At 60.5% G+C, this 23554-nt stretch carries 29 protein-coding genes; 5 read left to right on the forward strand and 24 right to left on the reverse strand.

What is annotated here, in order from left to right:
- The first annotated feature begins 31 nt into the window (after positions 1 to 31).
- Both queC and GRI43_RS11735 read left to right on the forward strand, forming a co-directional pair.
- Entirely contained in the window at positions 32 to 724 is a 693-nt protein-coding gene (gene queC / locus GRI43_RS11730; protein ID WP_160731281.1) for a 7-cyano-7-deazaguanine synthase QueC, read from the forward strand.
- Positions 717 to 2303, forward strand: coding sequence for a spinster family MFS transporter (locus GRI43_RS11735; protein WP_160731282.1), 1587 nt, complete (start codon positions 717 to 719; stop codon positions 2301 to 2303). The genes queC and GRI43_RS11735 overlap by 8 nt, the downstream gene beginning before the upstream one ends.
- A 21-nt stretch (positions 2304 to 2324) precedes the next feature.
- On the opposite strand, the gene GRI43_RS11740 is transcribed toward GRI43_RS11735, so the two are convergent.
- From GRI43_RS11740 to GRI43_RS11835, 20 genes are all read right to left on the reverse strand, one after another.
- A complete protein-coding gene (locus GRI43_RS11740) occupies positions 2325 to 2882 on the reverse strand; it encodes a superoxide dismutase family protein (RefSeq protein ID WP_160731283.1) in 558 nt (185 codons plus the stop codon).
- A gap of 91 nt (positions 2883 to 2973) precedes the next feature.
- On the reverse strand, positions 2974 to 4098 hold the full coding sequence (locus GRI43_RS11745; RefSeq protein WP_160731284.1) for an OmpA family protein: 1125 nt from the start codon (positions 4096 to 4098) through the stop codon (positions 2974 to 2976).
- 193 nt (positions 4099 to 4291) lie between these two features.
- Positions 4292 to 4750, reverse strand: a complete 459-nt coding sequence (locus GRI43_RS11750; protein ID WP_160731285.1) for a DUF2793 domain-containing protein — start codon at positions 4748 to 4750, stop codon at positions 4292 to 4294.
- Positions 4751 to 4794: 44 nt separating this feature from the next.
- Positions 4795 to 6966 carry a GTA baseplate fiber-binding domain-containing protein gene (locus tag GRI43_RS11755; protein WP_160731286.1) on the reverse strand — a complete coding sequence of 724 codons (2172 nt, stop codon included), beginning with the start codon at positions 6964 to 6966 and terminating at the stop codon, positions 4795 to 4797.
- A 3-nt stretch (positions 6967 to 6969) separates the two neighbouring features.
- A complete protein-coding gene (locus GRI43_RS11760; RefSeq protein ID WP_160731287.1) occupies positions 6970 to 7383 on the reverse strand; it encodes an NlpC/P60 family protein in 414 nt (137 codons plus the stop codon).
- The gene (locus GRI43_RS11765) at positions 7380 to 8195 is read right to left on the reverse strand and encodes a DUF2163 domain-containing protein (RefSeq protein ID WP_160731288.1); all 816 of its coding nucleotides are present in this window, start codon (positions 8193 to 8195) and stop codon (positions 7380 to 7382) included. The genes GRI43_RS11760 and GRI43_RS11765 overlap by 4 nt, the downstream gene beginning before the upstream one ends.
- Positions 8192 to 10513 (reverse strand): DUF2460 domain-containing protein, encoded by a 2322-nt coding sequence (locus GRI43_RS11770; RefSeq protein ID WP_160731289.1) that lies wholly within the window; start codon positions 10511 to 10513, stop codon positions 8192 to 8194. Before GRI43_RS11770 ends, GRI43_RS11765 begins: the two co-directional genes overlap by 4 nt.
- Positions 10514 to 10523: 10 nt before the next feature.
- A complete protein-coding gene (locus GRI43_RS11775) occupies positions 10524 to 11111 on the reverse strand; it encodes a tail tape measure protein (protein WP_160731290.1) in 588 nt (195 codons plus the stop codon).
- Positions 11104 to 11343 (reverse strand): phage tail assembly chaperone, encoded by a 240-nt coding sequence (locus GRI43_RS11780; RefSeq protein ID WP_235903742.1) that lies wholly within the window; start codon positions 11341 to 11343, stop codon positions 11104 to 11106. The genes GRI43_RS11775 and GRI43_RS11780 overlap by 8 nt, the downstream gene beginning before the upstream one ends.
- The gene (locus tag GRI43_RS11785; RefSeq protein WP_160731291.1) at positions 11340 to 11654 is read right to left on the reverse strand and encodes a gene transfer agent family protein; all 315 of its coding nucleotides are present in this window, start codon (positions 11652 to 11654) and stop codon (positions 11340 to 11342) included. Before GRI43_RS11785 ends, GRI43_RS11780 begins: the two co-directional genes overlap by 4 nt.
- Entirely contained in the window at positions 11651 to 12058 is a 408-nt protein-coding gene (locus GRI43_RS11790; RefSeq protein ID WP_160731292.1) for a phage major tail protein, TP901-1 family, read from the reverse strand. The genes GRI43_RS11785 and GRI43_RS11790 overlap by 4 nt, the downstream gene beginning before the upstream one ends.
- A gap of 6 nt (positions 12059 to 12064) precedes the next feature.
- Entirely contained in the window at positions 12065 to 12463 is a 399-nt protein-coding gene (locus GRI43_RS11795; protein WP_160731293.1) for a DUF3168 domain-containing protein, read from the reverse strand.
- Positions 12464 to 12637, reverse strand: a complete 174-nt coding sequence (locus GRI43_RS11800; RefSeq protein ID WP_160731294.1) for a hypothetical protein — start codon at positions 12635 to 12637, stop codon at positions 12464 to 12466.
- Positions 12634 to 13179: a head-tail connector protein gene (locus tag GRI43_RS11805; RefSeq protein WP_160731295.1), complete on the reverse strand. Its 546-nt coding sequence runs from the start codon at positions 13177 to 13179 to the stop codon at positions 12634 to 12636. Before GRI43_RS11805 ends, GRI43_RS11800 begins: the two co-directional genes overlap by 4 nt.
- A 129-nt stretch (positions 13180 to 13308) precedes the next feature.
- Complete coding sequence (locus GRI43_RS11810) at positions 13309 to 14451, reverse strand: phage major capsid protein (RefSeq protein ID WP_160731296.1); 1143 nt, start codon at positions 14449 to 14451, stop codon at positions 13309 to 13311.
- 130 nt (positions 14452 to 14581) lie between these two features.
- Entirely contained in the window at positions 14582 to 14980 is a 399-nt protein-coding gene (locus tag GRI43_RS11815) for an HK97 family phage prohead protease (RefSeq protein ID WP_160731297.1), read from the reverse strand.
- Positions 14977 to 15285, reverse strand: coding sequence for a DUF6127 family protein (locus tag GRI43_RS11820; RefSeq protein ID WP_160731298.1), 309 nt, complete (start codon positions 15283 to 15285; stop codon positions 14977 to 14979). The genes GRI43_RS11815 and GRI43_RS11820 overlap by 4 nt, the downstream gene beginning before the upstream one ends.
- Positions 15282 to 16439: a phage portal protein gene (locus tag GRI43_RS11825; RefSeq protein ID WP_160731299.1), complete on the reverse strand. Its 1158-nt coding sequence runs from the start codon at positions 16437 to 16439 to the stop codon at positions 15282 to 15284. The genes GRI43_RS11820 and GRI43_RS11825 overlap by 4 nt, the downstream gene beginning before the upstream one ends.
- A gap of 14 nt (positions 16440 to 16453) precedes the next feature.
- Complete coding sequence (locus GRI43_RS11830) at positions 16454 to 17716, reverse strand: DNA-packaging protein (protein WP_160731722.1); 1263 nt, start codon at positions 17714 to 17716, stop codon at positions 16454 to 16456.
- 83 nt (positions 17717 to 17799) lie between these two features.
- Positions 17800 to 18267 (reverse strand): hypothetical protein, encoded by a 468-nt coding sequence (locus tag GRI43_RS11835; RefSeq protein WP_160731300.1) that lies wholly within the window; start codon positions 18265 to 18267, stop codon positions 17800 to 17802.
- Positions 18268 to 18486: 219 nt separating this feature from the next.
- Here GRI43_RS11835 and GRI43_RS11840 point away from each other — a divergent pair, with 219 nt between their 5' ends.
- The gene (locus GRI43_RS11840; protein ID WP_235903743.1) at positions 18487 to 19134 is read left to right on the forward strand and encodes a YqaA family protein; all 648 of its coding nucleotides are present in this window, start codon (positions 18487 to 18489) and stop codon (positions 19132 to 19134) included.
- Between the two features lie 3 nt (positions 19135 to 19137).
- Here the strand turns inward: GRI43_RS11840 and GRI43_RS11845 are convergent, their stop codons facing one another.
- A complete protein-coding gene (locus GRI43_RS11845) occupies positions 19138 to 19830 on the reverse strand; it encodes a Crp/Fnr family transcriptional regulator (RefSeq protein ID WP_160731301.1) in 693 nt (230 codons plus the stop codon).
- A 53-nt stretch (positions 19831 to 19883) separates the two neighbouring features.
- Here GRI43_RS11845 and GRI43_RS11850 point away from each other — a divergent pair, with 53 nt between their 5' ends.
- Positions 19884 to 20729 carry a sterol desaturase family protein gene (locus GRI43_RS11850; protein ID WP_160731302.1) on the forward strand — a complete coding sequence of 282 codons (846 nt, stop codon included), beginning with the start codon at positions 19884 to 19886 and terminating at the stop codon, positions 20727 to 20729.
- Positions 20730 to 20906: 177 nt separating this feature from the next.
- Here GRI43_RS11850 and spt read toward each other — a convergent pair whose 3' ends face one another.
- Together spt and GRI43_RS11860 are read right to left on the reverse strand one after the other, a co-directional pair.
- Positions 20907 to 22187, reverse strand: a complete 1281-nt coding sequence (gene spt, locus GRI43_RS11855) for a serine palmitoyltransferase (protein WP_160731303.1) — start codon at positions 22185 to 22187, stop codon at positions 20907 to 20909.
- Between the two features lie 2 nt (positions 22188 to 22189).
- Entirely contained in the window at positions 22190 to 22429 is a 240-nt protein-coding gene (locus GRI43_RS11860) for an acyl carrier protein (protein WP_160731304.1), read from the reverse strand.
- 161 nt (positions 22430 to 22590) lie between these two features.
- On the opposite strand from GRI43_RS11860, the gene GRI43_RS11865 reads away from it, so the two are divergent.
- A complete protein-coding gene (locus GRI43_RS11865) occupies positions 22591 to 23160 on the forward strand; it encodes a Pycsar system effector family protein (protein WP_235903744.1) in 570 nt (189 codons plus the stop codon).
- Here the strand turns inward: GRI43_RS11865 and GRI43_RS11870 are convergent.
- Entirely contained in the window at positions 23157 to 23525 is a 369-nt protein-coding gene (locus tag GRI43_RS11870; RefSeq protein WP_160731305.1) for a response regulator, read from the reverse strand. The genes GRI43_RS11865 and GRI43_RS11870 overlap by 4 nt on opposite strands.
- Positions 23526 to 23554: the final 29 nt, after the last annotated feature.

The raw sequence follows: 23554 nt of genomic DNA on the forward strand, positions 1-23554 counted from the left end.
GAACTATCCATTTCGGACTAGCCCCGAATGGATGACTTCTCAGAAAGATAATTCAGGCAGACAGGCTGTGGTTCTGTTGTCGGGCGGGCTCGACTCCATGGTCTCGGGTGCGATTGCACGCGAAAGCGGTTTTGCGCTGAATGCTCTTACCATCGATTATGGCCAGCGTCACAGGATCGAGATCGAATCGGCTCGGTCGATCGCAAAAGAGCTAGGCTGCGTCAGGCATGTGATCTTGCCGCTCGACCTGCGGGCGTTCGGCGGATCTGCTTTGACCGACGATATCGATGTGCCGAAAGACGGGGTCGGGGACGATATCCCGGTGACCTACGTGCCAGCCCGCAATCTCGTCTTTCTATCGCTCACATCAGCTTGGGCAGAGGCGGTTGGCGCGAGTGATATCTTCATTGGAGTGAATGCGCTCGACTATTCGGGCTATCCCGATTGTCGCCCTGAATTTATTGCCAGTTTCACCGAAACGGCGCGGCTGGGAACGAAGGCGGGGGTAGAGGGGCACCCATTCAAAATCCACACACCGCTGCAACACATGAGCAAGGCAGACATCGCACGCGAAGCAAGCCGTTTGGGTCTCGATACAGGCCTTAGCTGGTCATGCTACGATCCAACTGATGACGGATTGGCGTGCGGGGTTTGCGATAGCTGTCGTTTGCGGCAAAAGGGCTTTGCCGAAGCAGGCCTTCAGGACGGGATCATCTATGAATAATGAAAACCAGGATACCGGCGTAGCTCCGGCGGATACCGACGCGCAAAAGGTGCCCGCATACAGCTGGTATGCTCTCGGCGTTCTCGTAGTGATCTACATCCTGAACTTCGTCGACCGGAACATAATGTCGATCCTGGCGGAGGATATTAAAGCCGATCTCGGGATCGGGGACGATGATCTCGGCTTCCTCTACGGCACCGCTTTCGGTGTATTTTACGCTCTGTTCGGTATTCCGCTGGGTAAGCTGGCCGACAGTTGGCACCGCATCCGCCTTATGACGATCGGTCTGGCGCTATGGTCTGCCATGACTGCGCTGTCCGGCTTCGCGAAAAGTTTCACTGCGCTCAGCTTCGCGCGGATCGGTGTTGGTGTCGGTGAGGCGACGGCCAGCCCGGCCGCTTATTCGCTAATTTCCGACTGGTTCCCCAAACGGATGCGCGCGACTGCGTTGGCGATATATTCCTCGGGTCTATACCTCGGCGGCGGTATATCGCTGTTTATCGGCGGGCTTATCGTCGAACGCTGGAACAGCATTTATCCCGGCGGCGGACCGATGGGGCTGGCTGGCTGGCAGGCTGCGTTTCTCGCGGTTGGTTTCCCCGGCTTGCTTCTGGCGATGCTTGTAATCACCCTGAAGGAGCCGGTGCGCGGCCAAGCTGATGGGATCATTTCAGAACCCGTTAGAGATCCATTCCGCGGGTTCCTGAACGAGCTTTTCGCCGTGATCCCGCCATTTACGTTCATTCAGGCCGCAAGACATGGCGCAAAGGCCTTTCTGGTGAACATAGTCGGTGCAGCCGTGATCGCAGGGACCGCCTATGGCCTGATCCTGATCACCGGCAACATCCCGCAATGGATCGCGCTTGGCGTGGGATATTACGCGGTGTTTTCATGGGCCACCTCTCTTCGCCGCCGTGATCCGCCGACCTTCGCGCTGATTTGGGGATCGCCAGCGTTTCTCTGCACCATTCTTGGCTATGGCATGGTCGCTTTTGCGTCATACGCTGTGACCTTCTGGGCTTCGCCTTATGCAATTCGTGTTCTGGGCGAATCGCCAAGTATTGTTGGCTGGTGGATTGGCGGACCGGGGGCAGTTGGCGGATTCCTCGGCGTCATCGCTGGTGGCCGTGTCGCGGATTATCTACGTGAACGCCATCCCTCTGGACGATTGCTGGTGGTCATGTTCGGAGTCGTGGCTCCTGTCATCCCGCTGATCGTTGCCTTCACGACGTCTAGCTCGTTGTTGTTCTACTTCCTGAACTTCCTTATCAGCCTGTTCGCAAGCTCGGCGCTTGGTGCCGCTGCAGCGACATCGCAGGACCTTGTCCTGCCAAGGATGCGCGGCACGGCTACGGCAACATTCTTCCTTGCGACCACGCTGGTTGGCCTTGCGCTCGGCCCCTATCTGGCGGGCCAGGTTTCGACCGCCACCGGTAGTCTTTCGACCGGCGTGCTTTCGCTGTTGATTGCCGCACCTATCGGCATGATCCTCTTGGTCGCTGCCTATCGCCTCGTTCCGCGAGCTGAGGAGACGGTAATCGAACGCGCAAAGGATGCAGGCGAAGTCTTCGCCGCCTGACCGCTTTAGTTTAGGCTAGGGTCAGGACGCGCTTATGACGGCACATGCAACTCGTGCGCCAGCGTCCCCCGCAGGATCGGATCTGTAGTCGTCCGGGCCTGCGTGGATGACGGTTGCCGTGCCATCGGCGTCAAAGATCGATGGCACAATCTGGTCCGCCTCACCTTCAAGTGCGATTGTTGCGGTAGCCGTGCCATCTGCTGCGACTTCCAGATTGGGGAGGTCGCCAAGATGGCTGCCGCCTTCTGAAAGCTTTCCGTGTGTGGCACCGCCCGGATTCAAATGCCCGCCGGCGGACTTGAAATCTGGTGCGTCGCAGGCCCCTGTCGTGTGGAGATGGAAACCGTGCTTGCCTTCGCTGAGGCCGTTGGCGGTGATTTGCGCTGTGATGGCGTTTCCTGATCTGAGGAGCTCAATGGTGCCGGCTGATGCGCCGTCAGCAAGCTGCAGGATACCAGTGCCAATCAGTTGCGGCTGATTCGCCGGGGTATCGGAATCAGATGCGCTATCGGCTGGGCCCGAGCAACCCGTAATAGCAAGCGTTGCCGTCAGTGCAGCGGGCAGTTTCAGAAAATGCATTCTAGCCTCCGTTAACGTGTGTCAGAGACTATAACGAAAAAGGGGCCGGATTGCTCCGACCCCTCTCCGATTTTTATTCGCTTCCGCGAAATTACATACCGGCGTTAGGGCCGTAGGTAACTTCAACACGGCGGTTCTGGAGTTCGCGAACTCCGTCAGCCGTTGGCACACGAAGCTGGGTTTCACCAAATGCTTCGCTAGCGATCCGACCAGCCGGAATTCCGCGACCGGTGAGATAATCCATGACCGATGAGTTACGACGCTCGGAAAGACCGACGTTGTAAACCTTCGAACCCGAAGTATCCGCGTGTCCAGCAAGCATCACCGATGCCATGCCGCAGTTTGCGTACTGCGATACCGCATTGTCGAGAATGGTCGCAGCTTCAGGCGTGATGTCCGACTGATCCCATTCGAAGAATACGATGTACGGGCCCTTGTTGCAAACCGTCGGTGCCGGTGGCGGCGGCGGCGGTGGCGGAGGAGGCGGTGGCGGTGGCGGTGGTGGCGGTGGTGGCGGAGGCGGAGCGTCCGGTTCACCACCGAAGTTGTAAGTCAGCGTACCGAGAATCGAGTGCGAACGAACGTCGCCTTCGAGATTGCGGCCGTAACGATCGACGATGCCGACGTTCTCTGCGTTGAACATGCGATAACGCAGACCAACGTCCCAGTTATCTGTTAGCGGTGCACGAACGCCTGCGAGAAGCTGCCATGCGAGCCCGCTGTCGGAATCGTCAAAGACGTCCGCCGCAAGTGGGTTCGTAGCTGCCTGCAGTTCAGTGCGTGCGACGCCGATACCGGCACCAGCGAAGCCTTGGATGCCGTCATCATCACCGAAGTCGAAAAGACCGTTCAGCATGAAGCTGAGGGAGTTGATGTCGCCACCGGCAGGATAGGTGCCACCAGGTGTTACGTTTGGAGCGTTAACACGCGGAAGTCCGGCGCTACCGACCGAAAGGTTGGTAATGTCAGCTTCGCGATAGCTTACTTCAGTCTCCAGACGGAAACCACCGAAGTCGTAACCGACGATACCGCCAAAGTCGTAACCAGTGTCGGTATCGACCTTGATGTTGTCCGTACCATTGTTCAGGTCAAGATTGACGTCTTCAACGATCATCGGACCACCTCCGACCTCGACGTACCATTGTCCGTCGCGGGCGAGGGCAGGCGATGCAAGGGCCGTAGAGGCCATCGCCATTCCTATGACGAGTTTCCGCATTATGTATTTCCCCTTTATTAGCGAAATTGAGCCACCGAGTTGTGGTTTTCTAACTTTTCCTCATGGGAGAGGCAAGCGGTCAATCGAAGCAAACTGTTGCAAGAATGTCTCTCTTTGGCTCTCAAGAGCCGAAATATGACCGGTTTACCTATCCCTGTGGGAGTGAAACGTCATTGGACCGGAAGTGTTCCAATTATGTTACCGGAAATATTCCTGCGTTTGTAAGGGCTTCGATTAAGTCGGCGAATGCCGCCCTGAGCTCTGTGTCGGGAGCTGTGCCCCCGGTTGGCTGAGCGGGAGCGTCAGGGCCGATCCAGCCATCCCTGAACAATCTATATTGGCCCTTCGACAAGTCGTAAATCCTCATGCCCGTAGTCGGTATCGCGAAGATCCAGGACCCGCTCGAATAGCCGGCAATAAGTCCGTCGCGGCCTGTCCATTCGCCGGTGCCGCCGTCGGCCACCAGCCAGCAATGGCCATCGGCAGGATTGGCAGGCGGAACGGGAATCTCTGCTTGGATTGCTGGGTGTAGGAGGATGTCTGTTCTGGCCAGAGCCTCGTTCACGAAGAATTCTTTTTGCGATTGTGCTGCAAACAGGAATGGAAGGGCGAACCGTGGCGAAGCTTCGGTGAATTGAATGGGGTCAGACATATTTTACCTCGTTTGAAGGTGTTTTTCGGAAATTCTGGTCGGAATTATTGCAGAAGAATCAGCTCAAGCGCTTCCGATTCTCCGAATCGACCGACCTGCCGTACCCAGGCACTCTGTCCGGCGAACGAGCTTGCGACACTGGCTGGGATGTTCACATGGGTTTCCCCGACTTCCCACATTGCCTGGTTCTCGGGGCTGCCGATGCCAACGCGATAAAGCTCGGCTTCTTCGACGAGAGGAACTTCGGTGCTGGAATTCCAAATCCAGCTTCCCCTCGCCCTGCGGGTCCATTGCAATCGGAGATCGCCATTGGGCAGGTGCGTTACGCGTGGGTGAACCGGTGTGAGCGGCAACGACCCACGGCCCAAGTTCGAGATTTCGCTGAGCACAGGGTCATCATCACCTGCACCGATTGCAGCGATGCTCGAAACACTGCCTCCTCCAAACCGCGTCAGTGCAAGCTCGATCAAATTCGCATCGATCGCCGTGACCGCGCTGCCCGGTGCATGCGCAGTCTGCGCCAAATGCTCGGTGCCCCCGCGCCCTCTGAGTAGACCGCTCAATTGCCAACGTGTTGATGAAAGGCGATCTGCGGTTGTGAATTGAATGATCTCATCGTTCAGGATCAATCTGTTTCGACCAGAGGCGAGGGCATCGATCGAGCAGTCGCTGAAGAGATGGTCCTCTGAAACCGTTTCCACATCCATCCTGCTCAAGGCTTCGAATCGCAGCGATGGTGAAGGAGGAAGGGGTTCGACAAGCTTTGCCATTGTTGCCTGGCCGCGGCCCGAAGGACCAAGAGGGTCGAGGATTCCACCAGCATTTGCGTAGAGCGCCGCGCCGCGCCAGCTTGCATCGGATGAGCCGACCGCGGCATAGATTTTCGGTTGGTCGCCTGAACTGACCAATTGGCCGGGCAGTTCGAACGCTCTGAGATAGGTTTCAGATGGAACCCAGTCCGCAGCTTGGGGTGCCGTACCGCCGTCTGCGGGAACACTGTGGCGTTGCTGGCGCGCGGCACGTTTCAGCTCCAGCTCGACGCCTTTTTCCCGCCATTCCCATCCGGTGATGGTCCACAAACCGGGTGAGCCGGGGACGCGGACGGTCGTCCCCGGACGAAATCTCTCATCGAGCTCGATGAGCCGCCATTGCATGATTTCACGCGAATCCTCGGCCCTTTGCGCCGCTTGGTTGATAAGGCTGCGGGCATTCGCTGGCTCCAATGCGCCGGGGAATTGTAGAACCGAATCCTGCGCGGGTCTGGAACGGCCGATAGCGCGCTGGATGCCGGGCTGGTAATCCCGGGAGACGTCATAATATCTGAGCCCGGTGAGGAGTGCGCTTTCAGCATTCGCCCTCTCGCGTGCGACACCGGTGCGCTTCCCGAATTCGCCATCCTCCCAGGCTGACGCGGCAGGCAGCAAAGGCGCCTGCCCGTTGGCCTCGCTCTCCGCCTCGACCATCAAACTGCCGTCGGCGATTGAGGTCTGCATGGGGTAGAGGAGGTCTAGCGTGCTCAGTATGCCGGCATAGGATCCCCCCTCGTGACTGATACCCGTGAGGCCCGAAAAGCGCATCGGCGCGGCAGGAGTATTCTCTTCGCTGCGGAAGAATTCTTCGCTCGATACTTCATCATCATCGGCGATCACTTCGAAAGTCAGGGCAGGAATGCGGTTGCCGAAATCTGCCAATTGCAGGTCTTCGAAGACAACATATGCGCAGCCACGATAGGCGGGGCAGTTACCGCCAGCCGCCGCGGCCATGAGCGGATCGGATGGCTGATCTCCAGCACCAGTATAGATGCGAAGCGTTCCGCCAGCTTTTAGATCGCCTGCCGTTCCGCGGAGCAAGTTTCCATCGGCCCAAATTCTGCCGATGCGCTTGATCGGGCGGCTGGAAAGAGCCACTGCGAAGGAACTTGAATAACTGTAGCTGGTGGTCTTTGGCCTGCCTTTCCCGCCGCCCGATTTTTCCTTGCTTTCCACCAGATCGGTGGCCCAGATTATCGTACCGGAAACGCGCATCGTCCCGAAGTGGCGCGACAAAGGGCTGCCATAACTGGAGGTCGTGACATCCAGCTCTTTCAGGCGCGGTCCTTCGCGAGTGCCGCTGCCCAATATCTTTGCATCGATTTGCCTTCCAGCGAGTGCACCGATGGCCCCGCCGATAGGGCCGCCGAAAACAGTGCCAAGGGCACCGAGAACCAGTGTTGCCATGATCTAGCGTCTTTCATTGAGGCGGAATTTGTTAATGACCGGCCATTGCAAGGGGCCGGCTGCGGAAACCACGCGGCCCAGACCGACATGGGCATGGATGAATCGAAGCGGGCCAGCTGCGATCAGCAGATGCCGCTGGCCAGGACCGGGGCGGACAACGAGGATATCGCCGCGCTCGATAACCCCGGCAGCCGGGCCCAGGCCGGCGGACGAAGCAATATCCGGAACAAATGAGTAGTCAGCATTGCGCAGGCCGTAGCCGGATAGGGACGGAACCTTGCGACCGACCGCCGAAAGCGCGAGCAGGACAAGGCCAACGCAGTCCACTCCGTAGAGAATATCGCGGCCATGAAGCTGGAACGGGACGCCGACCAGCCCTTCGGCGGCGGCGGCAAGCCGTTCTTGATCTGCCGTCATTCGGGCAGCGGATATCGGGCAAGCAGATCGTTTCCGGGCAGAAAGGGCTCGCCGCGAAAGTTTGCCGAGTTGGCAAACCGGCTGTTGCAGGCGGCGAAGGTATGATCGCATCCCTCCCGCAGAAGCGCCTGGTCACCTGCTTGCAAACCGCCGGGCAATGCCCCGCCGAACACCAAAGCAGGTCCGTCAGAAGCGATGATTGAAGACCGGATCCCTGAGTCTGCTCCGTCGATCCAGCGGGCCCAGCCGAACAGGTAGGGTGTCGGGTCAATGCCGGTGAAGATGGCCGAATTTGCTTCGAAATCCACCTCCTCCACCGCCGCTTCTACAGTGAAGGCCGGTGCAGCGAGATTGCAGCCCGGACCGCAGAATTCCGCGCGGCAGGTCGGGCTGGTGCGCGGCACCGGATCTTCGTCGAGCAGGAATTTGGCAGATCGAAGCTCCGCTGTGAATTCGCCGCCCTGTTCGGCGATCGCGCCGATCGAACCGTGATAGAGCACGGTATGATCCAGCGTTTCCCAATCCACCGCCCCCACCTGGATTGCGGCATCGTCGAAGCGACCTTTGGAGAGGTCCGGCACAGATATGGAGTCGTGTGACAATACGCCCTGCACCTCGGCGCTGTCCGGAGACAGGTCGGAGGTGCGGCGGATCGAACTGGGGATCATGCCAGGCGCGGCCAGATGAGTAAGCCCGCCAAACACCAGATTGCGGTCGTGACTGGTGAAACCAAGCGCGCGGCCATCCTTACGATAGATTCGCCAGAATGTTGCCACGCCTTCCAGTTCCTCGCGGAAGAAAACGTGTGTCATACGGCCTCGCGAATTTCGACCATCGGTACGGAGGGTGCCTCACCTGCCGCAAAACTGGCGCTGCTTATATCGATCTGATCCTCTGCAAAGCGCACCGGAACATCGAATAGAAAGCCCGCACGGACCTCTGCACCTTCCGGAGGCGCCTCATCAAACGACAAGATCCCGCCTGGCTGGAGCGACCAGTTCTGCGCCGGGGCGCTCCCAACGTTGACCATGATCGTTTCAGCGCGGGGCCGGGTAATCCGCCGCCGCTGCGGTTCTTCCCCGTCGCCATAGAATTTGGCCATTTCGAACCCGGATGTGACCCCGTCGCCGATCCCCAGCAACTGGTCATCAGAGCGGGGATTGCCGGTCATCCCGTTTGAACTGAAGTCGAACGGGTCTTGCAGGCGGAACCCGCGGGCGGCACCGCGGCGCGCCCGAAAGAACGAGATAAGCGTGCCAAGCTCCGCCTCTGAACGTATGCCCGGCCCCACATCGAACCGTAGCCGCGCATCAGACCACAGCGAATTGCGCCGTTCATGTCCGGACGCGGTGACTGCCACTGTGGTGGAGAATTCGGGGCTGACCCGAGTGTCGCGGCCCAAGGGGAGCGGGTACATGATATCGTCGAATGCCTGCACGGGATTATCCTGATTTGGGGCGAGGCGGGTGTAGCCATCGCGGTTGATCTGCGGGAATGCCCAGACAAACCGCTGGGAGATGCCGCGCGCTGCGGCTTCGTCGAGCCCGGCGTCGATCCGGACCCAGAATTCTTCCGCATCGGCGGCATCCAGAACGAAGCCCGAAAGATAGTCCTGGCGGTCTGCCGGATAATTCAGGCGGCGATCGAATTCGGCATATGCCATCCGGCGGCGCGCATCCGCACCTTCGGTCAGCCAGTCGTAATCTTCCAGTTGAAGCCGATCGAATGCGGGGTAGGCCCATCCGACAGGCACATTGGCTCGTTTCAGTTCAGGCATTTCCGGGTCGAGGATCGTGGGCGTGAATGCGAGCAGCAATATTTCCGCCGGACCTTTTGCAGCCGTTCTGACAGCGGCGGCCAAATCGTGGGTCGATTGGGCCAGCAGCGCCCCGGCTGCGTCCAGCAGCGCGGTCTGATCGGGCGGCAAATTGCCGTGCATGGATGTGATGATGGGCGGGTTCCCGCCAAACGCGGCGACTGCGGCAGCATCGTACAGGCAGGGCTTCCCGTCGCTTGTCACCCACCACCAAGGCTCGCCGATCTGGAACAGGATCGGCAGGCCGGCTCCGCGCATCAGCCCCACCAGATACCCTGCGGTCGATCGCAACCAGCCCATCGCAGTTTCGTTCGCCGGCGAAAGCAGCGCCGACGGCGGTTCCCACCCGGTGCGCCCGGCTTCGCCGCTATACGTTCTTTGCTGCCAATCATCCGGGCAATGGTCCGCTAGCAATTCGTAGGAAAGCGAGCAGATCGGCGCATAATCCATGGCCGCACAGGCCCGAAAAAAAGCCCGGTGCCAGCGGAACGCGGGTAAGTTGAGGATGCCGTCCGCCGCCGCCACGAGCCGGCCTCCATCATCCTCCAATCGGAAGAAATGGCTCATGCCGACATAGTGCAGGATCCGTCCACGATAGCCGAGGCCGCGAATGCTGCGCAGGATGCGTTCGGGTGTCAAATTGTAGGAATCATCGTAGGCGGTAGCCATCTGCTCACCATGGGGAGGCAGCATGACATCGCCGATTTCGAGCATGGGCCGATCACCCTCGCAGACAATGTCGGACAGTGTAACGTACCCATTGGCCGGTCCGCTGAAGCGTTCGTCGCTTTCAGGTTCGTAAGCTGGAGGCACCAGCGAAATGAACATGCGATCGACATCGGCGGGATGGACCGGTTCGCCGGGTAAGCCATAGCCGCTTTCCAGCTGCGAGAACGGCAAGACGATCTCCGCATTTTCCGGTGTGCCTTGGGCGTAATTCCACAGGCGGACATACCATACGCGATTATCGCCGTTTTCATCCCGCCCCTCGATCGTCAGGGTCGGGCCGTGCGGTTGATCGAGCGGCATCAACCCGCTCGACCGCCAGGAAAATCGCAAGGTAGTTCGCGAATAGTCGCGGTCACAGCTGTAGGCGAGCAAGGGATGGTCGTGCCGGTCTTCGCTTTCCCAGATCAGTCCGCACAATTCGCCGCGATGATGGAATTCGCAATCAACCCGCAATGTGCCAGCCTGTTCAGCGACGGCAGCGGCCATCATCGGGCGCGGAAAATTCACGGTCCAGAAGCGCGGATCGAAGCGCTGGATGTATTCGGTTTCCTGTCCGTGCCGCTGACGGGCGAGCCAAAATGCCATGTCGAATTCCTCAGTTTGCAGCGAGCGCGCGGCGCACGGCGCTGGCGATCTGGCGTGACGAACGCTGGAGCGTGGCCGGGGCGCTTGCTCCGCGCGGCTGGTTAAGCTGGATGGAGACCCTCACATCGCGAGAGGCTGCGCCCGCCTGCCCGCCGGTTTCCACTCTGCCGGAGCTGGTCGGCACGAAAAGTTCCGGGCCGCGTTCACCGACCAGATAGCCGCGCCCTGGCGAAACCGGGCCGCCTGTCGCGCGCCCGGGCAGGCCGAGGATCGCGCCGATGCCGCCGCCCAAAATCCCCCCGATACCGCCGCCGCCGGAACCGCTGCCCAGACCGCCAAGTATCTTGTCGAGGCCAAGCTGCAGCGCTTGCGCGGCGATCTGGTCGAGCGTCTGGATTGCCATTCGCTTGAGATCTTCGAAACCGATGCTGCCTTTGCGGATCGCGCTAAGCAGCCCCTTTTCGAGGATATCTCCGGCCTTGCTGAAGCCGGTCGCAAGCACGCCGTCCACGCTGCCGCGCATCGCGGCAATATCATTGGAGAAACCTTGAGTGCTGGCGCGCACTTCGATCAGCATCTCGTCTATTGGATCATCCATTGCGTTCTTGCTCCAGCAAATGGTTCAATTCGGTGCGGGTGATGGTTTCGCTTGAGGATTGCGGGTCGCTGAGTGCGAGGACGAGGTCCGCCGGTGTGGCGTTCCAGAATTCATCCGGCCGCCAGCCCAGAGCCCGCGCCGCAATTCCCGCCAACGCAGACGCGCTTTGGCTAAACAGGCCGGTTTGCGCAGGCACCGACACGGGCATAGGTGCAGGCTCTGATCCGTTCATCCGGTGCCTTGCAGGATCTGGCCCAGCAGCGCGCGTAGCGGCTTTGCGCATCCTGCCAGTCCGGCTTCGACCACTGTGCGCTCCACATCCTCTCGGCTAACGGATTCGCGGCAGCGCAGGCAATGCCAGAACAATGCCGTCAATTCGGACAGGCGCAGTTGTCCATCGCCCGCGCGTTCGACCAAGGCGAATAGCGGCCCCAGTTCTTCTTCGGCAGTAACCAGCGCAGCAAAGCTTGGCCGCAGGATGTGCGGCGCACCGCCGATCATGATTGCCGCTTCACCGCGCAGGGGGTTGGCAGGGCCGGTCATGCGGGCAGCACCGCGCCTGAACTTTCAAGCTGGAGCGTGTAGTTGCGCTCTCCGTTGAAATCGCCCGAATAGTCGAGCCGCTGGACCAGAAACCGCCCGCGCAGTTTTTCGCCGTCTTCGAACGACAGCTCGTAATCATCGACGGTGCCGGCCAGCGCGTGAGCCCGGATGGCTGCCTCGGCGCTGCTGCCCAGGAAAATCCCGCTGGCGCTGACGGACACCGAACGCACTCCGGCGCCTGAAAGCAGATCGCGCCAGCCGCCCGATTGCTTGTGCGTGACGACCACTGTGTCGCCGTTAATTGATAGCTGCGTGGTCCTGAGGCCGGCGACGGTCTGATAGGCAGGAGGCTGCGCGCCGTCCCCGATCTTTAGAAGGAAGGCAGAGCCTTTCTGGGCTGTCATGATGATTTACTCCGATTGATTTTCGAGAATGCGAAAGCGGTATTCGAGGAGGAAGGATCGCAGGCCGCGATCACGCCGTTCGGCGCGCGCCCGAAGGAACTGTACGCTGGCAAGCTGGAACCCGGTATGCGCGGCAGGCAGGGCCGAAACCCTGCGTTCGATTGCAGTGATCAGTGCGGCATCGGCCCTCGGATCATCGCCGCGTGTCTGCAATTCCAGAGCGACGCGGATTTCGCGCCCCGCACGTTCCTTGGTGCTCCAGTCGGTCGAGGCGCTAGCCGCGATCCCCAGCCATGGCGGGCTGGCGCGAACCGGGCTTTCTTCTTCCACCGCATTCAGGTTTGGCCCGACAGCGGGACCAGCGCGAAGCCAGTCCAGCAGCGCGGCGCGCAACAGGTTTTCCATTTAATCTGTCCTTGCAAATAGCGGCCAGAGGAGCCGGGCATCGCGCCAGCGCCGGGGATCGCGGCGGCGCGCGCGCAGGCGGTTTTCGGCGACCGACCTTGCCGCAGCGGCTGCGGCGGCAGTCAGGCGATTGGCCAGCCTGCCGGATGAATTCGCGAGCTTTGCCTTGATCATGCGATCCGCATCTCTCGCCACGGGCGCCACAGGGCAGTTACTGCCGCTGGCGGCGAACCGTCGGGTGCAGCGTCACGTTCGCGGTAAAGGTGCCCGGCATAGCGGATGATCCCTTGGCGAAGACCCTCGGGCAGAGAGCCCCAGCCCGGCGCAAATCCGGCGGCAAAGCGGACAGCGACCCTGCCGGCTGCACCTTTGCGAAGGATGCGGAAGCTGCCGGTTTGCCCTTCGCCCAGATCAAGCTCGAACGCGTCGGCGGGCATGATGAAACGCGGCCCTTCCGCAGGTATTCCTTCCACCGCGGTAATCGCATGAACCGGGCGCACGGTCAGTTGCTGCCATTCGCCGCGCGCAGGCCAGATTTCCTCGCACGTCGCGGCCAGCGGCATCAGGCCGCAAAATGCCTCGCACATATCGGCGCTGGCAGACAGCAGAGCGGTGAGGGCGGCGTCATCCTGCGTTGTGGTGATTGCGAGCCAATGCTTCAGCTCGTCCAATGCGGCCCCGCCAAACTCGGCAGGGGCGATTATGGCCCGTTTCATGGCGGTCTCCGGTCAAATTCGAAAAAGGTGCACCCGCGCCAGCCAGCACCAGGGGGAGAGGGCGTGCGGCGGCGCGGGTGCGGAAACCGGCGGGGGAGAAAGGGGGAAACTCACCCCGCCGGGAGGGGGTTATTCCTCGATCTTGAGGAGCTTGATCGCCGCGCTGTCGAGCACCTGCCCGCCAACCCGCTTGGTCGCGTAGAAATGCACGAACGGCTTGTTGGTGAACGGATCACGCAGGATCTGCGTGGCCGATCGTTCGGCGATCAGATAGCCGTGGCGGAAATTGCCGAATGCAATCGGGAAGGTGCCGGTTGCGACATCGGGCATGTCTTCCGCCTCGACCACCGGATAGCCGAGCAGGCGATCAGGCTGGCCCTCGACCAAGCCCGGCTGCCACAAGAATGCGCCATCGGCTGTCTTGAGTTTGCGGACTTCTGCCAGGGTTGCGGAATTCATCACGAAACTTGCACCCTGCCGGTGGCCAGACTTCATCGTGTGCACCAGGTCGATCAGGCGTGCCTCGGGAGAAGTGCCGAACCCGGCTGCATCGCCGGTGCCGACATATTGCAGCGAGCCGAAAGCGCGCACGCCGTCTTCTGCGGTGGAAACCGGCGCAGACAGGAACCCTTCGGGCTGATCAATTCCGTTACCGCTGACGAAAGCTGCTCCTTCTGCGCGGGCGAACTCCATCGCGATCTCGCTGGCAAGCCAGCTTTCGAGGTCGAAACCGGCATCGTCCAGCATGGTCTGGCTGGCAGCAGGGTTGGCGTATAGCTCACCGGTCGGCGGTGCGATTTCCGCAAATTGCGGCGTGTCTGTAGCTGGCCGGCCTGCGGTTTCGCTGACCCAGCCACTGGCGGTGCCGCCGGTCGACACCAGCTTGCGGTAGCCTGCGCTACCGGTCTGGACGATCTGGGCGAGGGCGCGGATCGGGCTGATTTCGGTCAGTTCGCGGGCGATTGCCGCATCGATTTCGCGCGGCACCGCAAATCCGCCATCGGCAGGCACCTGACCGCTGATCGATTTGAGTTCAGTGTCGCTGCCGCGGCGCAGATATCCATCAACGAAGCCTTTGACCTCGGCTCCGCCCGATGCGGCGGAAAGAGCGGGGCGGCCAGCGGCCTTGGCAACCTTGTCCAGGCGCTGCTTGACCTCGTCGACATCGCTGCGCAGCGCCGACACATCGGCTTCCGTCTTGTCTTGGCGGGCGACGATATCGAAACTGGCTTCGAGTTGATCCGGAGTGGTTTGAGGGGCGGAATTTTCCATAGGGGTATTCACCTTGTCATTGCTGGGGGTTGGGTGGTTGGTGGTGTGTTTCGGTTTCAGGCTGGTGCGGAGGCATAAAAAAAGCCGCCCGAAGGCAGCCAACGCACGTCTGGATCGGGCCGTTATCCGGTTATTCCGGTATGCCGATCATGTGCACGCGCGCGCCGTGTTGGAGCGGGTGCGAAACCAGGCTGACTTCGAACAGTTCGACTTCATCGAGCAGCCGGTTCTTGCCCTTGCGGTGATGGCGGCGCGCGCGGTAGCCGAAGCTCAATCCGTCTACCGTGCGCGCGGCAAGCATGGCGGCAGCACGGCCCCGCGGATTGTCGATCTGGGCGATCACCTGCAGGCCGCGGCGATCCTCTCTTGCTTCGCGGACCCAGCCGATCCGCTGGTCGGGGCGGTGCTGCCAGAACAGCGGAACCGGACCGTTTCGTCGGCTCAGCGTCGCTGCGAAAGCGCCGCGTCTGATGATGTCGCCTGCCGCATCGGCTGTATCGAACAGCGCGGCATATCCGGCGAATTTCATCGCAGCATGTCCGGAACGCCGATCCGCACTGCAATGCCGATCAGCAACATGGCCAGTATTCCGCGCACAATCCACGCGATTGCGGCTTTCGATGCGCTAGCCTTGGCGTCCCGCCATGCCTGAAGCAGCTCGCGCAGTTCATCGATATCGTCCTGCGCGTTGTCATCGCTGAGCCCAAGCCGGTGCATTGCCCGGTCTGCGCCCATTTCGCTCGCTTCCTCGATAATGGCGCGCAGGGTAACCAGCTCGCCGCCTTCGCTGGCGGCCTGTGCGAGCAGACCAGCCAGCATATCCTGCCGGTTCACGATACGTCTCCTGCGGGGGCAAGGCCGAGCAGGGACCGTTTTTCGGCATTGGTCAGAAAGTCTGCGGCGGACACCTGCGACCACAGGCGTTCGCGATCCTCCGAAAGGGCGGGCACGCGGTCGAGATCGATGGCGAGCGCTGCATTTTCAAACCATGCTGAAAGGCCCTGCTGCAACCCGCCCAATATCTTGCTGGCCAGCGGCAACAGGGTCAGCCGCCACAGCGCGCGGTTGGCCTCGCGGTAGTTCGAATAGGTGTTGTCGCCGGGCAGGCCAAGCAGCATAGGCGGGACGCCGAATGCCAGCGCGATGTCGCGGGCGGCGGCGGCTTTCAGGGTCGCGAAATCCATATCCGCCGGGCTCATCGACATCGATTTCCAGTCCAGCCCGCCTTCTAGCAGCATCGGCCGCCCGGCATTCGCCTGCCCGGCATAGGCGGCGGTCAGTTCGGATTTCAATCGGTCAAATTGTTCCGTGGTGAGACCGCCGGCATCGCCGCTTTCGAACACCAGTGCGCCAGACGGTCTGGCGGCATTTTCCAGCAGCGAACGGTTCCATTCGCTCGCTGCGTTGTGGATCGCCACCGCCTGTTCTGCCGCTGCCAGACTGCCGGCGCCGTAATGGTCATCGCCGGGATGGACGCTGCGCAGGTGGATGATGTTGGGCCATCCCGCATCGTCATCCAGCGGTATCGTCAGGGTCTGGTCGGCCAGGCGGTAACGGTAAGCAGCGGGCCAGCCGTCTTCGCCCGGAACAACCGATATGCGTTCGGGCCGCAGGGCAAACAGTTCGACGGGATTTCCGGCACCGTCTTTCATGATCTGAACAAACCCGTTTCCGTGAAGCAGCAGATGCATGGCCAGCGTTTCGATCAGCGACTGGCCTGCGCTGGAGGTTCCGACAAGGCTGGCAAGTGCACTGTCAGTGTCTGCCAGCGGCGCGCTGCCGACCCCTTCGGATACGATCCGCACGGCGCGCTGGGCGACAGGATTTTCGACGAAGCTGTTTTTGACCGCGCGGCCATAATCGAACGGAGCGCGGGCGCTGCCGCCATCGAATGTGGCGGCCCAGGGGGATGCAAAGCCGCGGGCCAGAGGCACACGGGAACCGTCACCGCCCTTGAAGGCAGAGGCGAGACTTGAAAGGAACGACATAGAGTTTTCCTGTTTCAGATGTTGGTAATTCGCGGGCGCATTTGACGCCCCAGAAGCAATTCCGTCAGTGCCCAGACGAGCGCGTCGGCGCGGTCGGGGCTGCGGCCCGGACCTTCGTAAGTGCCGCCAGCCATCAATCCGCACATCTGGTCTTCCAGCGCTGCGAAATGGCCGCAATGCCGCACGCGCCCCGCTTCGTAGAGCGCAGCGACGGGCTCCGCGCGGGCGGTCTTGCCGCGGCTGGCGTGAACCAGTTTCAGCGGCAGCGAGACATCGGCGGCGCGCAGCACGCTGGCGACCATCGCGCCGCCCTGATTGGCTTCGGCTACAACGCGGTCAGCCGACCAGATGCTGGCGGCTTCTGCAACTGCGCGTGCCCAGCGTTCCGGGCTGGCATTTTCCACCGAGCAATCGGCGAGCACGTGCGCACTCCCGTCCTGCGCCACAGCGGCGGCAATGATCCCGCAGGCATCGCCATTGGCGGAAGCTGGCGGATCGACTGCCACGACCACCCGAAGATGTTCGGCAGGATCGCTGCGCACACGGCAGTTTTCGATCAGCGCACGGCTCCACAGCGCGCCTTCGATATCGTCGATCAGTTCCCCGCCAAGTTCCTGCCTGCCGAGCAGCGTTTGCCCGAATTCCCGCTCCATCGCGATCATGAAGGTTCGCGGCAGGTTTGCAGCGTTGGCGCTGGTGGCGCCGCCGGTTACCACTGTGCCTTCGCTGGCGGACAATCGCCGCACCAACGCGGTGTTGCGCGGCGTGGTCGTGGCCACGATCCGCTGATCCCTGCCCAGCCTCAAGCCGAGCAACAGGTTGTCCCAGCAACGCGAAGCCCGGTCATGGGCTTGCGGCCATTTGCCGATTTCATCACACCAGGCGTGGCTGTGCTGCGGTCCGCGCAGGCTTTCCGGCTCTGCCGCCGAATACAGAAACGCCTGCGCGCCGTTGGGCCACCGCAGCCGGTGGAGCGAGGGTTCGAAAGTCGGGCGGTCCGAAGGTGGGGAACAGGCGATCAGCCCGCTTTCACCTTCCACCATCACGCTGCGCGCCTCGCCCAGCGATGTGCCGACCAGCGCAATCCGGGCATAGGCGTCGCTTTCCGCGATGCTGCGGACATATTCCGCGCCGGCCCGCGTCTTGCCGAAACCGCGCCCGCCCATGACCATCCAAACCTGCCAGTCGCCAGGTGGCGGTGTCTGACCGGGATGGGCATGGGGGGCGAAGTAGTGGTCGAAATAGGTGGCTGCATCCAGCGCATCGCGTTCGTTCATTACAGACAGAACATCGGCACGCTTGGCCGCGTCGGCCTCGGCAAGGAAGTCATATCCTTCAGGATCGGGGCACTGCTTGCCGGTCACTGTATCGTCTGCCCTTCGGCTTCGCGCCGGGTGATGATTTTCTGCCGCAATTCTTCCAGCTTCGCATCGATGATCTGGCGGGCCCGCGCCGCATCCATATTGCGGCGGCGAGCGTGTTCTTGCGCCATCGTGTCGCGGTGCAGGGATAGCAGGCGCAGCGCGGCACCATTGTCATGCCGGGGGCCATCTTTCGCTTCGCCGGAGCGCAGCCGGGCAAGCAATTCCAGCTCCAGATGTTCATATCCCTCGACCAGCGCGGCGTGCCACGCGCGGGCAAATTCCTGTTCCTCGCGCCGCACCTTGTAAGCCCGGCTGGGATTGATGCCGGCAATCTCCGCAGCCCTGGTGACATTGGATGTTTCCGCCAGACAATCGAGAAACAAACCGCGCCAGTGCCGGTTGAGCTTCTCCTTCTCGCCGGTTTTCAGTTCCGGCTTGATCTTGGTGTTCTTGGGTTTCGGCATGCACCTGTCCTCTTGCGCAGTGCAGACGCGAAAACGGGCGGTCCCGCCGTGGTGTGGAGGGCCGCCCGTTTTCGAATCGGTCTATCGCGATGTTCTTCTTGTCTAACCAAAGAGCGTTACGATGTCAATATAAAAGTGCCAGATAGGTTATTTCTTATCCGTTGCCCTGGTTCACGGCCTCGCTTAAATGGTGGCAAACTTACGGGATATCTCGCCGACATGATGAAATTGCTGCGCGGTCTTTACGACTGGACGATGGAAAAGGCGGCGCACCCCCATGCGGTGGGCTGGCTGGCGTTTTTCTGTTTTGTGGAAGCCAGCTTTTTCCCGATCCCGCCGCATCCGCTGCTCGGGCTGATGTGTCTGGCCGAACCTTCGAAAGCGATCCGTTTCGCGGTGGTTGCCACGCTTGCCTCGGTCGCCGGTGCGCTACTGGGATATGCGATCGGTTGGGGGTTGTATGATACCGTCGGGAAACAGCTGATCGACCTGCTGGGGCTGAGCAAGAGCTTCCCCGTCGCGGCGTGTTACCTGCGCGAATACGATGTCGAGGCGATCCTGATCGCAGGCGCGACCCCGGTGCCGTTCAAACTGCTGACGATCACAGCGGGTTTCATCGAAATGGCGCTGGTGCCGTTCATTCTCGCCAGTCTGGCCGCACGGGCGATGATTTTCATGACGGTCGGCATTCTTTTCCGTCTGTTCGGTGCCCCGATCAAGCGGGTGATCGACCAGTATCTCGGCACCGTAACGGCGGCCTTCGTCTTGCTGGTTGTCGGCGGGTTCTTCGCCATCAGCTATCTCAGCGGCGGCAATGAAGAGGTGAAGGACAAGTGCGAGGCGGCGACCGAGCTTCAGGGCCGCTGAGCGTCAGCCGAAGGCCAGATTTCTCAGTGCCTTCTGATTGTGAATGACGATCCTGCCGTAATGGCGGGTTAAAACGCCGCGGCTCTCCAGGCTGCTCAGGCATTTGTTGACCGTTGCACGGGTCAGCCCGGTTAGTTCCGCGAGATCCTGCTGCCCCAAACGGATCGTGGATTGGCCCTGCGCCCCGCCTGAGAGGTTCGCGAGCACTGCCGAGACCCGCGCACTGCTGGTTCCGTTTCCAAGCCCTGCGACAAGGTTGATCATTTCCTGCAGCTGCGCAGCGAGAGCGCCGATCAGGCTGCGCATCGCAGCACCATCATTCATGATGGCCTGTTCGAACGCGGCACGTTCTATCCAGTTCAAAGTGACTTCGCCTTCCGCGACGGAATCGACTGCCCGGCTCGAATCCGCGAACATCGCGAGTTCGCCGTAGGAATCGCCGGCCGACAGGATGGCGATCACTCTGAACTCACCGTCCGGCCTGAACTGCCCGACTTTGACGGCTCCAGATTTGATAACCCAGAAACCGTCCGGCTCGTCACCCTTGTGCTGGATGATCTGAGTGTCCGAAAACCTCAGCACCGGCGCATTTGCCAGCAGGCCGGTGCGCAGATTGGTATCCAGCACCCCGAACAGTGTCGGTGCAACCAGTGACCGCATGGCCGGTTCTTCGGTAAAATGTATAATATTTGACATTCATCAGCGGCATTATGCTCTATCCGGCTGCTTCGCAAGTGGAGGAGCCTGTCATGCCATCATCGACCATTGCCATTCTCGCTATCTATTTCGGCTATGCGATACTGGAACTCTGGCGTTCCAACCTGCTCCGCAAGGAAGAGCAGACGCGCGATGATGGCATCGTAGAAATAGTCTCCACCTTTACCCTGCTGGGCCTGACCCAGCCGGCTGTCCTGTTTACCGCTGGTGCATTGATGGGGGTCATCGCACCGCAATGGGAGGGCGCGCTCGCAGGCATCAACGTGTTTGCCGCGATCGCGCTCTTTCTCATTCTCGACGATATGACGCAGTATTGGTGGCACCGCGCCAGCCACAGTTTCAGCTGGCTGTATAACCTGCACCGTGCGCATCATAATGCGCGGTATATGAGCATCCGCCTCGTGTACCGGAACAACCTGTTTTACTACGCGATGATGCCGGGCATCTGGATGAGCGGCGTATTGATCTACATGGGGCTCGGCTGGGTCTATGCCGGATACATCGTGGTGAAACTGCTGGTTATCACCGGTGCCCACAGCGACGTTGCATGGGACAAGCCGCTTTATGCGATCAAATGGCTCAGCCCGCTGATGTGGGTGGTTGAACGCACCATCTCGACCCCGGCGACGCACCACGCACACCACGGGCGCCATGCGGACGATCAGGCCACCCATTACAAGGGTAATTACGGAAACCTGCTGTTCTTTTGGGATGTGCTGTTCGGCACCGCAAAGATCACCCGCAGCTATCCCGAAAGCTACGGCGTTGAAAACCTGCCCAAGGCGACGCTGGGCCAGCAATTGGCCTGGCCGCTGTTCAGGGAAGGCACCGAAATCGAAACATCGGTTGGAGAGGGCGCAGCCAACAAGGCTGCGTGAACCCTTCGGGGTGGCGGCCGGGGGCGCAAGCGCCCGGCCGCCTAACAAACATGTATTTGCCCAGACAAGCTCAGGCGATGGCAGCTGTCAGCAAGACTGCGGCTGCTCGGTTTCCTGGCGGACTTCAAGCAGCCTGCGTCTAACGAGCGGTAAGGCCCTGCACCGGGGATTCTCGCCTTACGAACCTTCTGACTGATCGGAGGTTTGGCCCAGGATGCCGGTTGCCTTTCCTGCGCGTTCGAACATCCCCAGAATAGTGCCAACTTCTTCATCGCTGTGTTCTGCACACAGCGAACAGCGGAGCAGTGTCATGTTCGCTGGTGTTGCAGGCGGCCGGGCGAGATTGACGTAAAGGCCTTCTTTCAGCAGCGCTTCCCACATCATCGCACCTTTTTCGAGGTCGGGCATGATGACGGCCACGATTGCGCTTTGCGGTTCTTTCGTGCCCAATTCGAAGCCCATTTGGGTAAGCCCCTTGTGGAGGCGCTTCGAATTTTCCCACAAATGCGCGCGCTTGTTGTGGCCGTGCATCAGCTTGCGAATGCTTGTTTCAGCGGTGGCAACCACGCTGGGGGGCAATGATGCGGTGAACACATAGGGCCGGCAAACCAGCCGCAAGATCTCGAATTTCGGATGGTTGGAAACGCAGAAACCGCCCACGGTCCCGACGCTTTTGGAAAACGTGCCGATGATGAAGTCGACATCGTCGATTACACCGGCATCTTCCACCACGCCGCGGCCATTTTCACCGATGAAGCCCATCGAATGCGCTTCGTCGACCAGAACCATTGCGCCGTATTTCTTGGCGACTGCGACCATTTCCTTGAGCGGCGCGACATCGCCGAGCATTGAATAGACGCCCTCGAGGATCACCAGCTTGCCGGCATCCTCGGGCAGGCGGCGCAGGCGTTTCTCCATCGCTTCCACGTCATTATGCTTGAACGGAACGACTTCGGCATTGCCCATCGCGCAGCCATCCCAGATGCTGGCGTGGCTATCGATGTCGAGGATGATGTAATCGCCCTTTCCGGCGATGGTGGAGATGATCCCGAGATTGGCGAGATAGCCGGTCGAAAACACCATGGCATGATCCATGGCGTAAAATTCCTTCAGCGCTTCCTCGCATTCGCGGTGGCCCTGATAGGTCCCGTTGAGAACCCGGCTGCCGGTCGTACCCGTGCCGAAATCGGCCAATGCCTGCTTGCCGGCATCGATCACATCGGGATCGAACGTCATGCCCATATAGTTGTAGGTGCCGAGCAGGATCGTGTCGCGTCCGTTGCAGATTGCGCGGGTGGGGGAGAGCACTTTCTCCATCACCAGGTTGAACGGGTCTTCTATTCCGCTGGCCAGCAATCCTTCGCGCATCTGGATGATGTCGTCGAATTTGCTGAACAGATCTTTCGATCCGCCTTCGAGAGTTTCCGGCTGGTCCGGCTGCGAAATGCCTTCGGTCATGTTCAGTCCTGCAGCTTGTTTACGGCATCGACGAGCTGGCCGTAATTTTCGATATCGGCCTGCTGGTTCATCGTGATGATGATGTCGAATTCGTCTTCGATCTCAGCGACGAAATCCATCACCGTCAGGCTGTCGAATTCAAGATCGCCCGCGAATGTCGTTTCGTCTTTCAGCTCCACCCCTTTTTTGTTGAAGGGTTCGATCAGTGTGCGGATCTTGCTGTCGACTTCGGCACGGTCCATTTGGGTAATTCCTATCTAGAAAAGGTCGCATTTTCGCGCTGCTTGGCGCGCTTGCCATGTGAATGGGGCCGAAAAGCGGCCAGAACGTCTGCTTGTCAAGCGCTAGCGCCAATGGCAAGCCTTGTCGCCAAGGGATTCATATTCGCCGGGCGGGGAACCACATGGCTGAGACGGAACACGAAACGCCAGTGTCGAGCGAAGCGACGAGGATCAACACCACTCCGCCCACGCCGGCCTATTCGGCGCACGCCATCCACATGATGCGAACGGCGCAGATAAACACGCTCACGCTTTCGCAAATGGCAGATCAGAAAGCGTCGATCCTGATGGGGGCGACGTTCCTGGTGTTTTCACTGTCGATCAGCCGGACCCTTGCCGGTGACAACCCCGTGTCGCTGATGCTGCTGGCGTTGTTTTCGTTTCTCAGTTCACTGTGCGCGGTGATGGCGGTGTTGCCATCGGTGCGGAAGCCGAATGAAACAGGGGCACGGCCGAACAAATTGTTCTTCGGCCATTTTGCCGAGCTGGACGAAGAAGAGTGGACTGCTTCGATCCTGCAGGAAATGCAGGCGGACGAAACGGTGTTCCGGGCGATGATGCATGATGTCTACCAGAACGGGCAGGTGCTGGCGCGGCGCAAATACCGCTTTCTCGGCCTTGCATACCGGATATTTATCTGCGGCCTGTTCCTGACGCTGATCGCGTTCGCAGTGGAATCATTCGCACTTTAGGCTGGCAGCAAGCCCTTAACCGCATTCATGAACGGGCCGATCGATACCGGCTTTGACAGATACCCCTTGGCGCCTGCATCGCGAATACGGTCTTCGTCACCTTTCCCGGCATAGGCTGTCACGGCCAGGATCGGCACATCGCTGATGGTGGCGTCTTTGCTGAACGCCTCGATCAGGTCGAGCCCGGAGATGTTGGGCAGCTGGATGTCCATGATCACGAGGTCCGGTGCGAATGCGCGTGCGGCATTCAGCGCAAGTTCCCCGTCGGCCACAGGCTCCACTTCAAAGCCATTGGCTTTCAGTACATCGCAGAACAGTTTCCTGTTGAGGTCGTTATCCTCGACAACGAGGATTCTCTTTGTCATTGCGTGGTTCACCCGGGGTCGTTGGATCG

It is taken from the genome of Pontixanthobacter luteolus (genome assembly GCF_009828095.1).
GTDB lineage: Bacteria > Pseudomonadota > Alphaproteobacteria > Sphingomonadales > Sphingomonadaceae > Pontixanthobacter > Pontixanthobacter luteolus.

Excerpts from the sequence above, each read along its gene's own strand:
- queC (WP_160731281.1), top strand. The coding sequence starts at position 32 with ATGACTTCTCAGAAAGATAATTCAGGCAGACAGGCTGTGGTTCTGTTG.
- GRI43_RS11735 (WP_160731282.1), top strand. The coding sequence starts at position 717 with ATGAATAATGAAAACCAGGATACCGGCGTAGCTCCGGCGGATACCGAC.
- GRI43_RS11740 (WP_160731283.1), bottom strand. The coding sequence starts at position 2,882 with ATGCATTTTCTGAAACTGCCCGCTGCACTGACGGCAACGCTTGCTATT.
- GRI43_RS11745 (WP_160731284.1), bottom strand. The coding sequence starts at position 4,098 with ATGCGGAAACTCGTCATAGGAATGGCGATGGCCTCTACGGCCCTTGCA.
- GRI43_RS11750 (WP_160731285.1), bottom strand. The coding sequence starts at position 4,750 with ATGTCTGACCCCATTCAATTCACCGAAGCTTCGCCACGGTTCGCCCTT.
- GRI43_RS11755 (WP_160731286.1), bottom strand. The coding sequence starts at position 6,966 with ATGGCAACACTGGTTCTCGGTGCCCTTGGCACTGTTTTCGGCGGCCCT.
- GRI43_RS11760 (WP_160731287.1), bottom strand. The coding sequence starts at position 7,383 with ATGACGGCAGATCAAGAACGGCTTGCCGCCGCCGCCGAAGGGCTGGTC.
- GRI43_RS11765 (WP_160731288.1), bottom strand. The coding sequence starts at position 8,195 with ATGACACACGTTTTCTTCCGCGAGGAACTGGAAGGCGTGGCAACATTC.
- GRI43_RS11770 (WP_160731289.1), bottom strand. The coding sequence starts at position 10,513 with ATGGCATTTTGGCTCGCCCGTCAGCGGCACGGACAGGAAACCGAATAC.
- GRI43_RS11775 (WP_160731290.1), bottom strand. The coding sequence starts at position 11,111 with ATGGATGATCCAATAGACGAGATGCTGATCGAAGTGCGCGCCAGCACT.
- GRI43_RS11780 (WP_235903742.1), bottom strand. The coding sequence starts at position 11,343 with ATGAACGGATCAGAGCCTGCACCTATGCCCGTGTCGGTGCCTGCGCAA.
- GRI43_RS11785 (WP_160731291.1), bottom strand. The coding sequence starts at position 11,654 with ATGACCGGCCCTGCCAACCCCCTGCGCGGTGAAGCGGCAATCATGATC.
- GRI43_RS11790 (WP_160731292.1), bottom strand. The coding sequence starts at position 12,058 with ATGACAGCCCAGAAAGGCTCTGCCTTCCTTCTAAAGATCGGGGACGGC.
- GRI43_RS11795 (WP_160731293.1), bottom strand. The coding sequence starts at position 12,463 with ATGGAAAACCTGTTGCGCGCCGCGCTGCTGGACTGGCTTCGCGCTGGT.
- GRI43_RS11800 (WP_160731294.1), bottom strand. The coding sequence starts at position 12,637 with ATGATCAAGGCAAAGCTCGCGAATTCATCCGGCAGGCTGGCCAATCGC.
- GRI43_RS11805 (WP_160731295.1), bottom strand. The coding sequence starts at position 13,179 with ATGAAACGGGCCATAATCGCCCCTGCCGAGTTTGGCGGGGCCGCATTG.
- GRI43_RS11810 (WP_160731296.1), bottom strand. The coding sequence starts at position 14,451 with ATGGAAAATTCCGCCCCTCAAACCACTCCGGATCAACTCGAAGCCAGT.
- GRI43_RS11815 (WP_160731297.1), bottom strand. The coding sequence starts at position 14,980 with ATGAAATTCGCCGGATATGCCGCGCTGTTCGATACAGCCGATGCGGCA.
- GRI43_RS11825 (WP_160731299.1), bottom strand. The coding sequence starts at position 16,439 with ATGTCGTTCCTTTCAAGTCTCGCCTCTGCCTTCAAGGGCGGTGACGGT.
- GRI43_RS11830 (WP_160731722.1), bottom strand. The coding sequence starts at position 17,716 with ATGAACGAACGCGATGCGCTGGATGCAGCCACCTATTTCGACCACTAC.
- GRI43_RS11835 (WP_160731300.1), bottom strand. The coding sequence starts at position 18,267 with ATGCCGAAACCCAAGAACACCAAGATCAAGCCGGAACTGAAAACCGGC.
- GRI43_RS11840 (WP_235903743.1), top strand. The coding sequence starts at position 18,487 with ATGATGAAATTGCTGCGCGGTCTTTACGACTGGACGATGGAAAAGGCG.
- GRI43_RS11845 (WP_160731301.1), bottom strand. The coding sequence starts at position 19,830 with ATGTCAAATATTATACATTTTACCGAAGAACCGGCCATGCGGTCACTG.
- GRI43_RS11850 (WP_160731302.1), top strand. The coding sequence starts at position 19,884 with ATGCCATCATCGACCATTGCCATTCTCGCTATCTATTTCGGCTATGCG.
- spt (WP_160731303.1), bottom strand. The coding sequence starts at position 22,187 with ATGACCGAAGGCATTTCGCAGCCGGACCAGCCGGAAACTCTCGAAGGC.
- GRI43_RS11860 (WP_160731304.1), bottom strand. The coding sequence starts at position 22,429 with ATGGACCGTGCCGAAGTCGACAGCAAGATCCGCACACTGATCGAACCC.
- GRI43_RS11865 (WP_235903744.1), top strand. The coding sequence starts at position 22,591 with ATGGCTGAGACGGAACACGAAACGCCAGTGTCGAGCGAAGCGACGAGG.
- GRI43_RS11870 (WP_160731305.1), bottom strand. The coding sequence starts at position 23,525 with ATGACAAAGAGAATCCTCGTTGTCGAGGATAACGACCTCAACAGGAAA.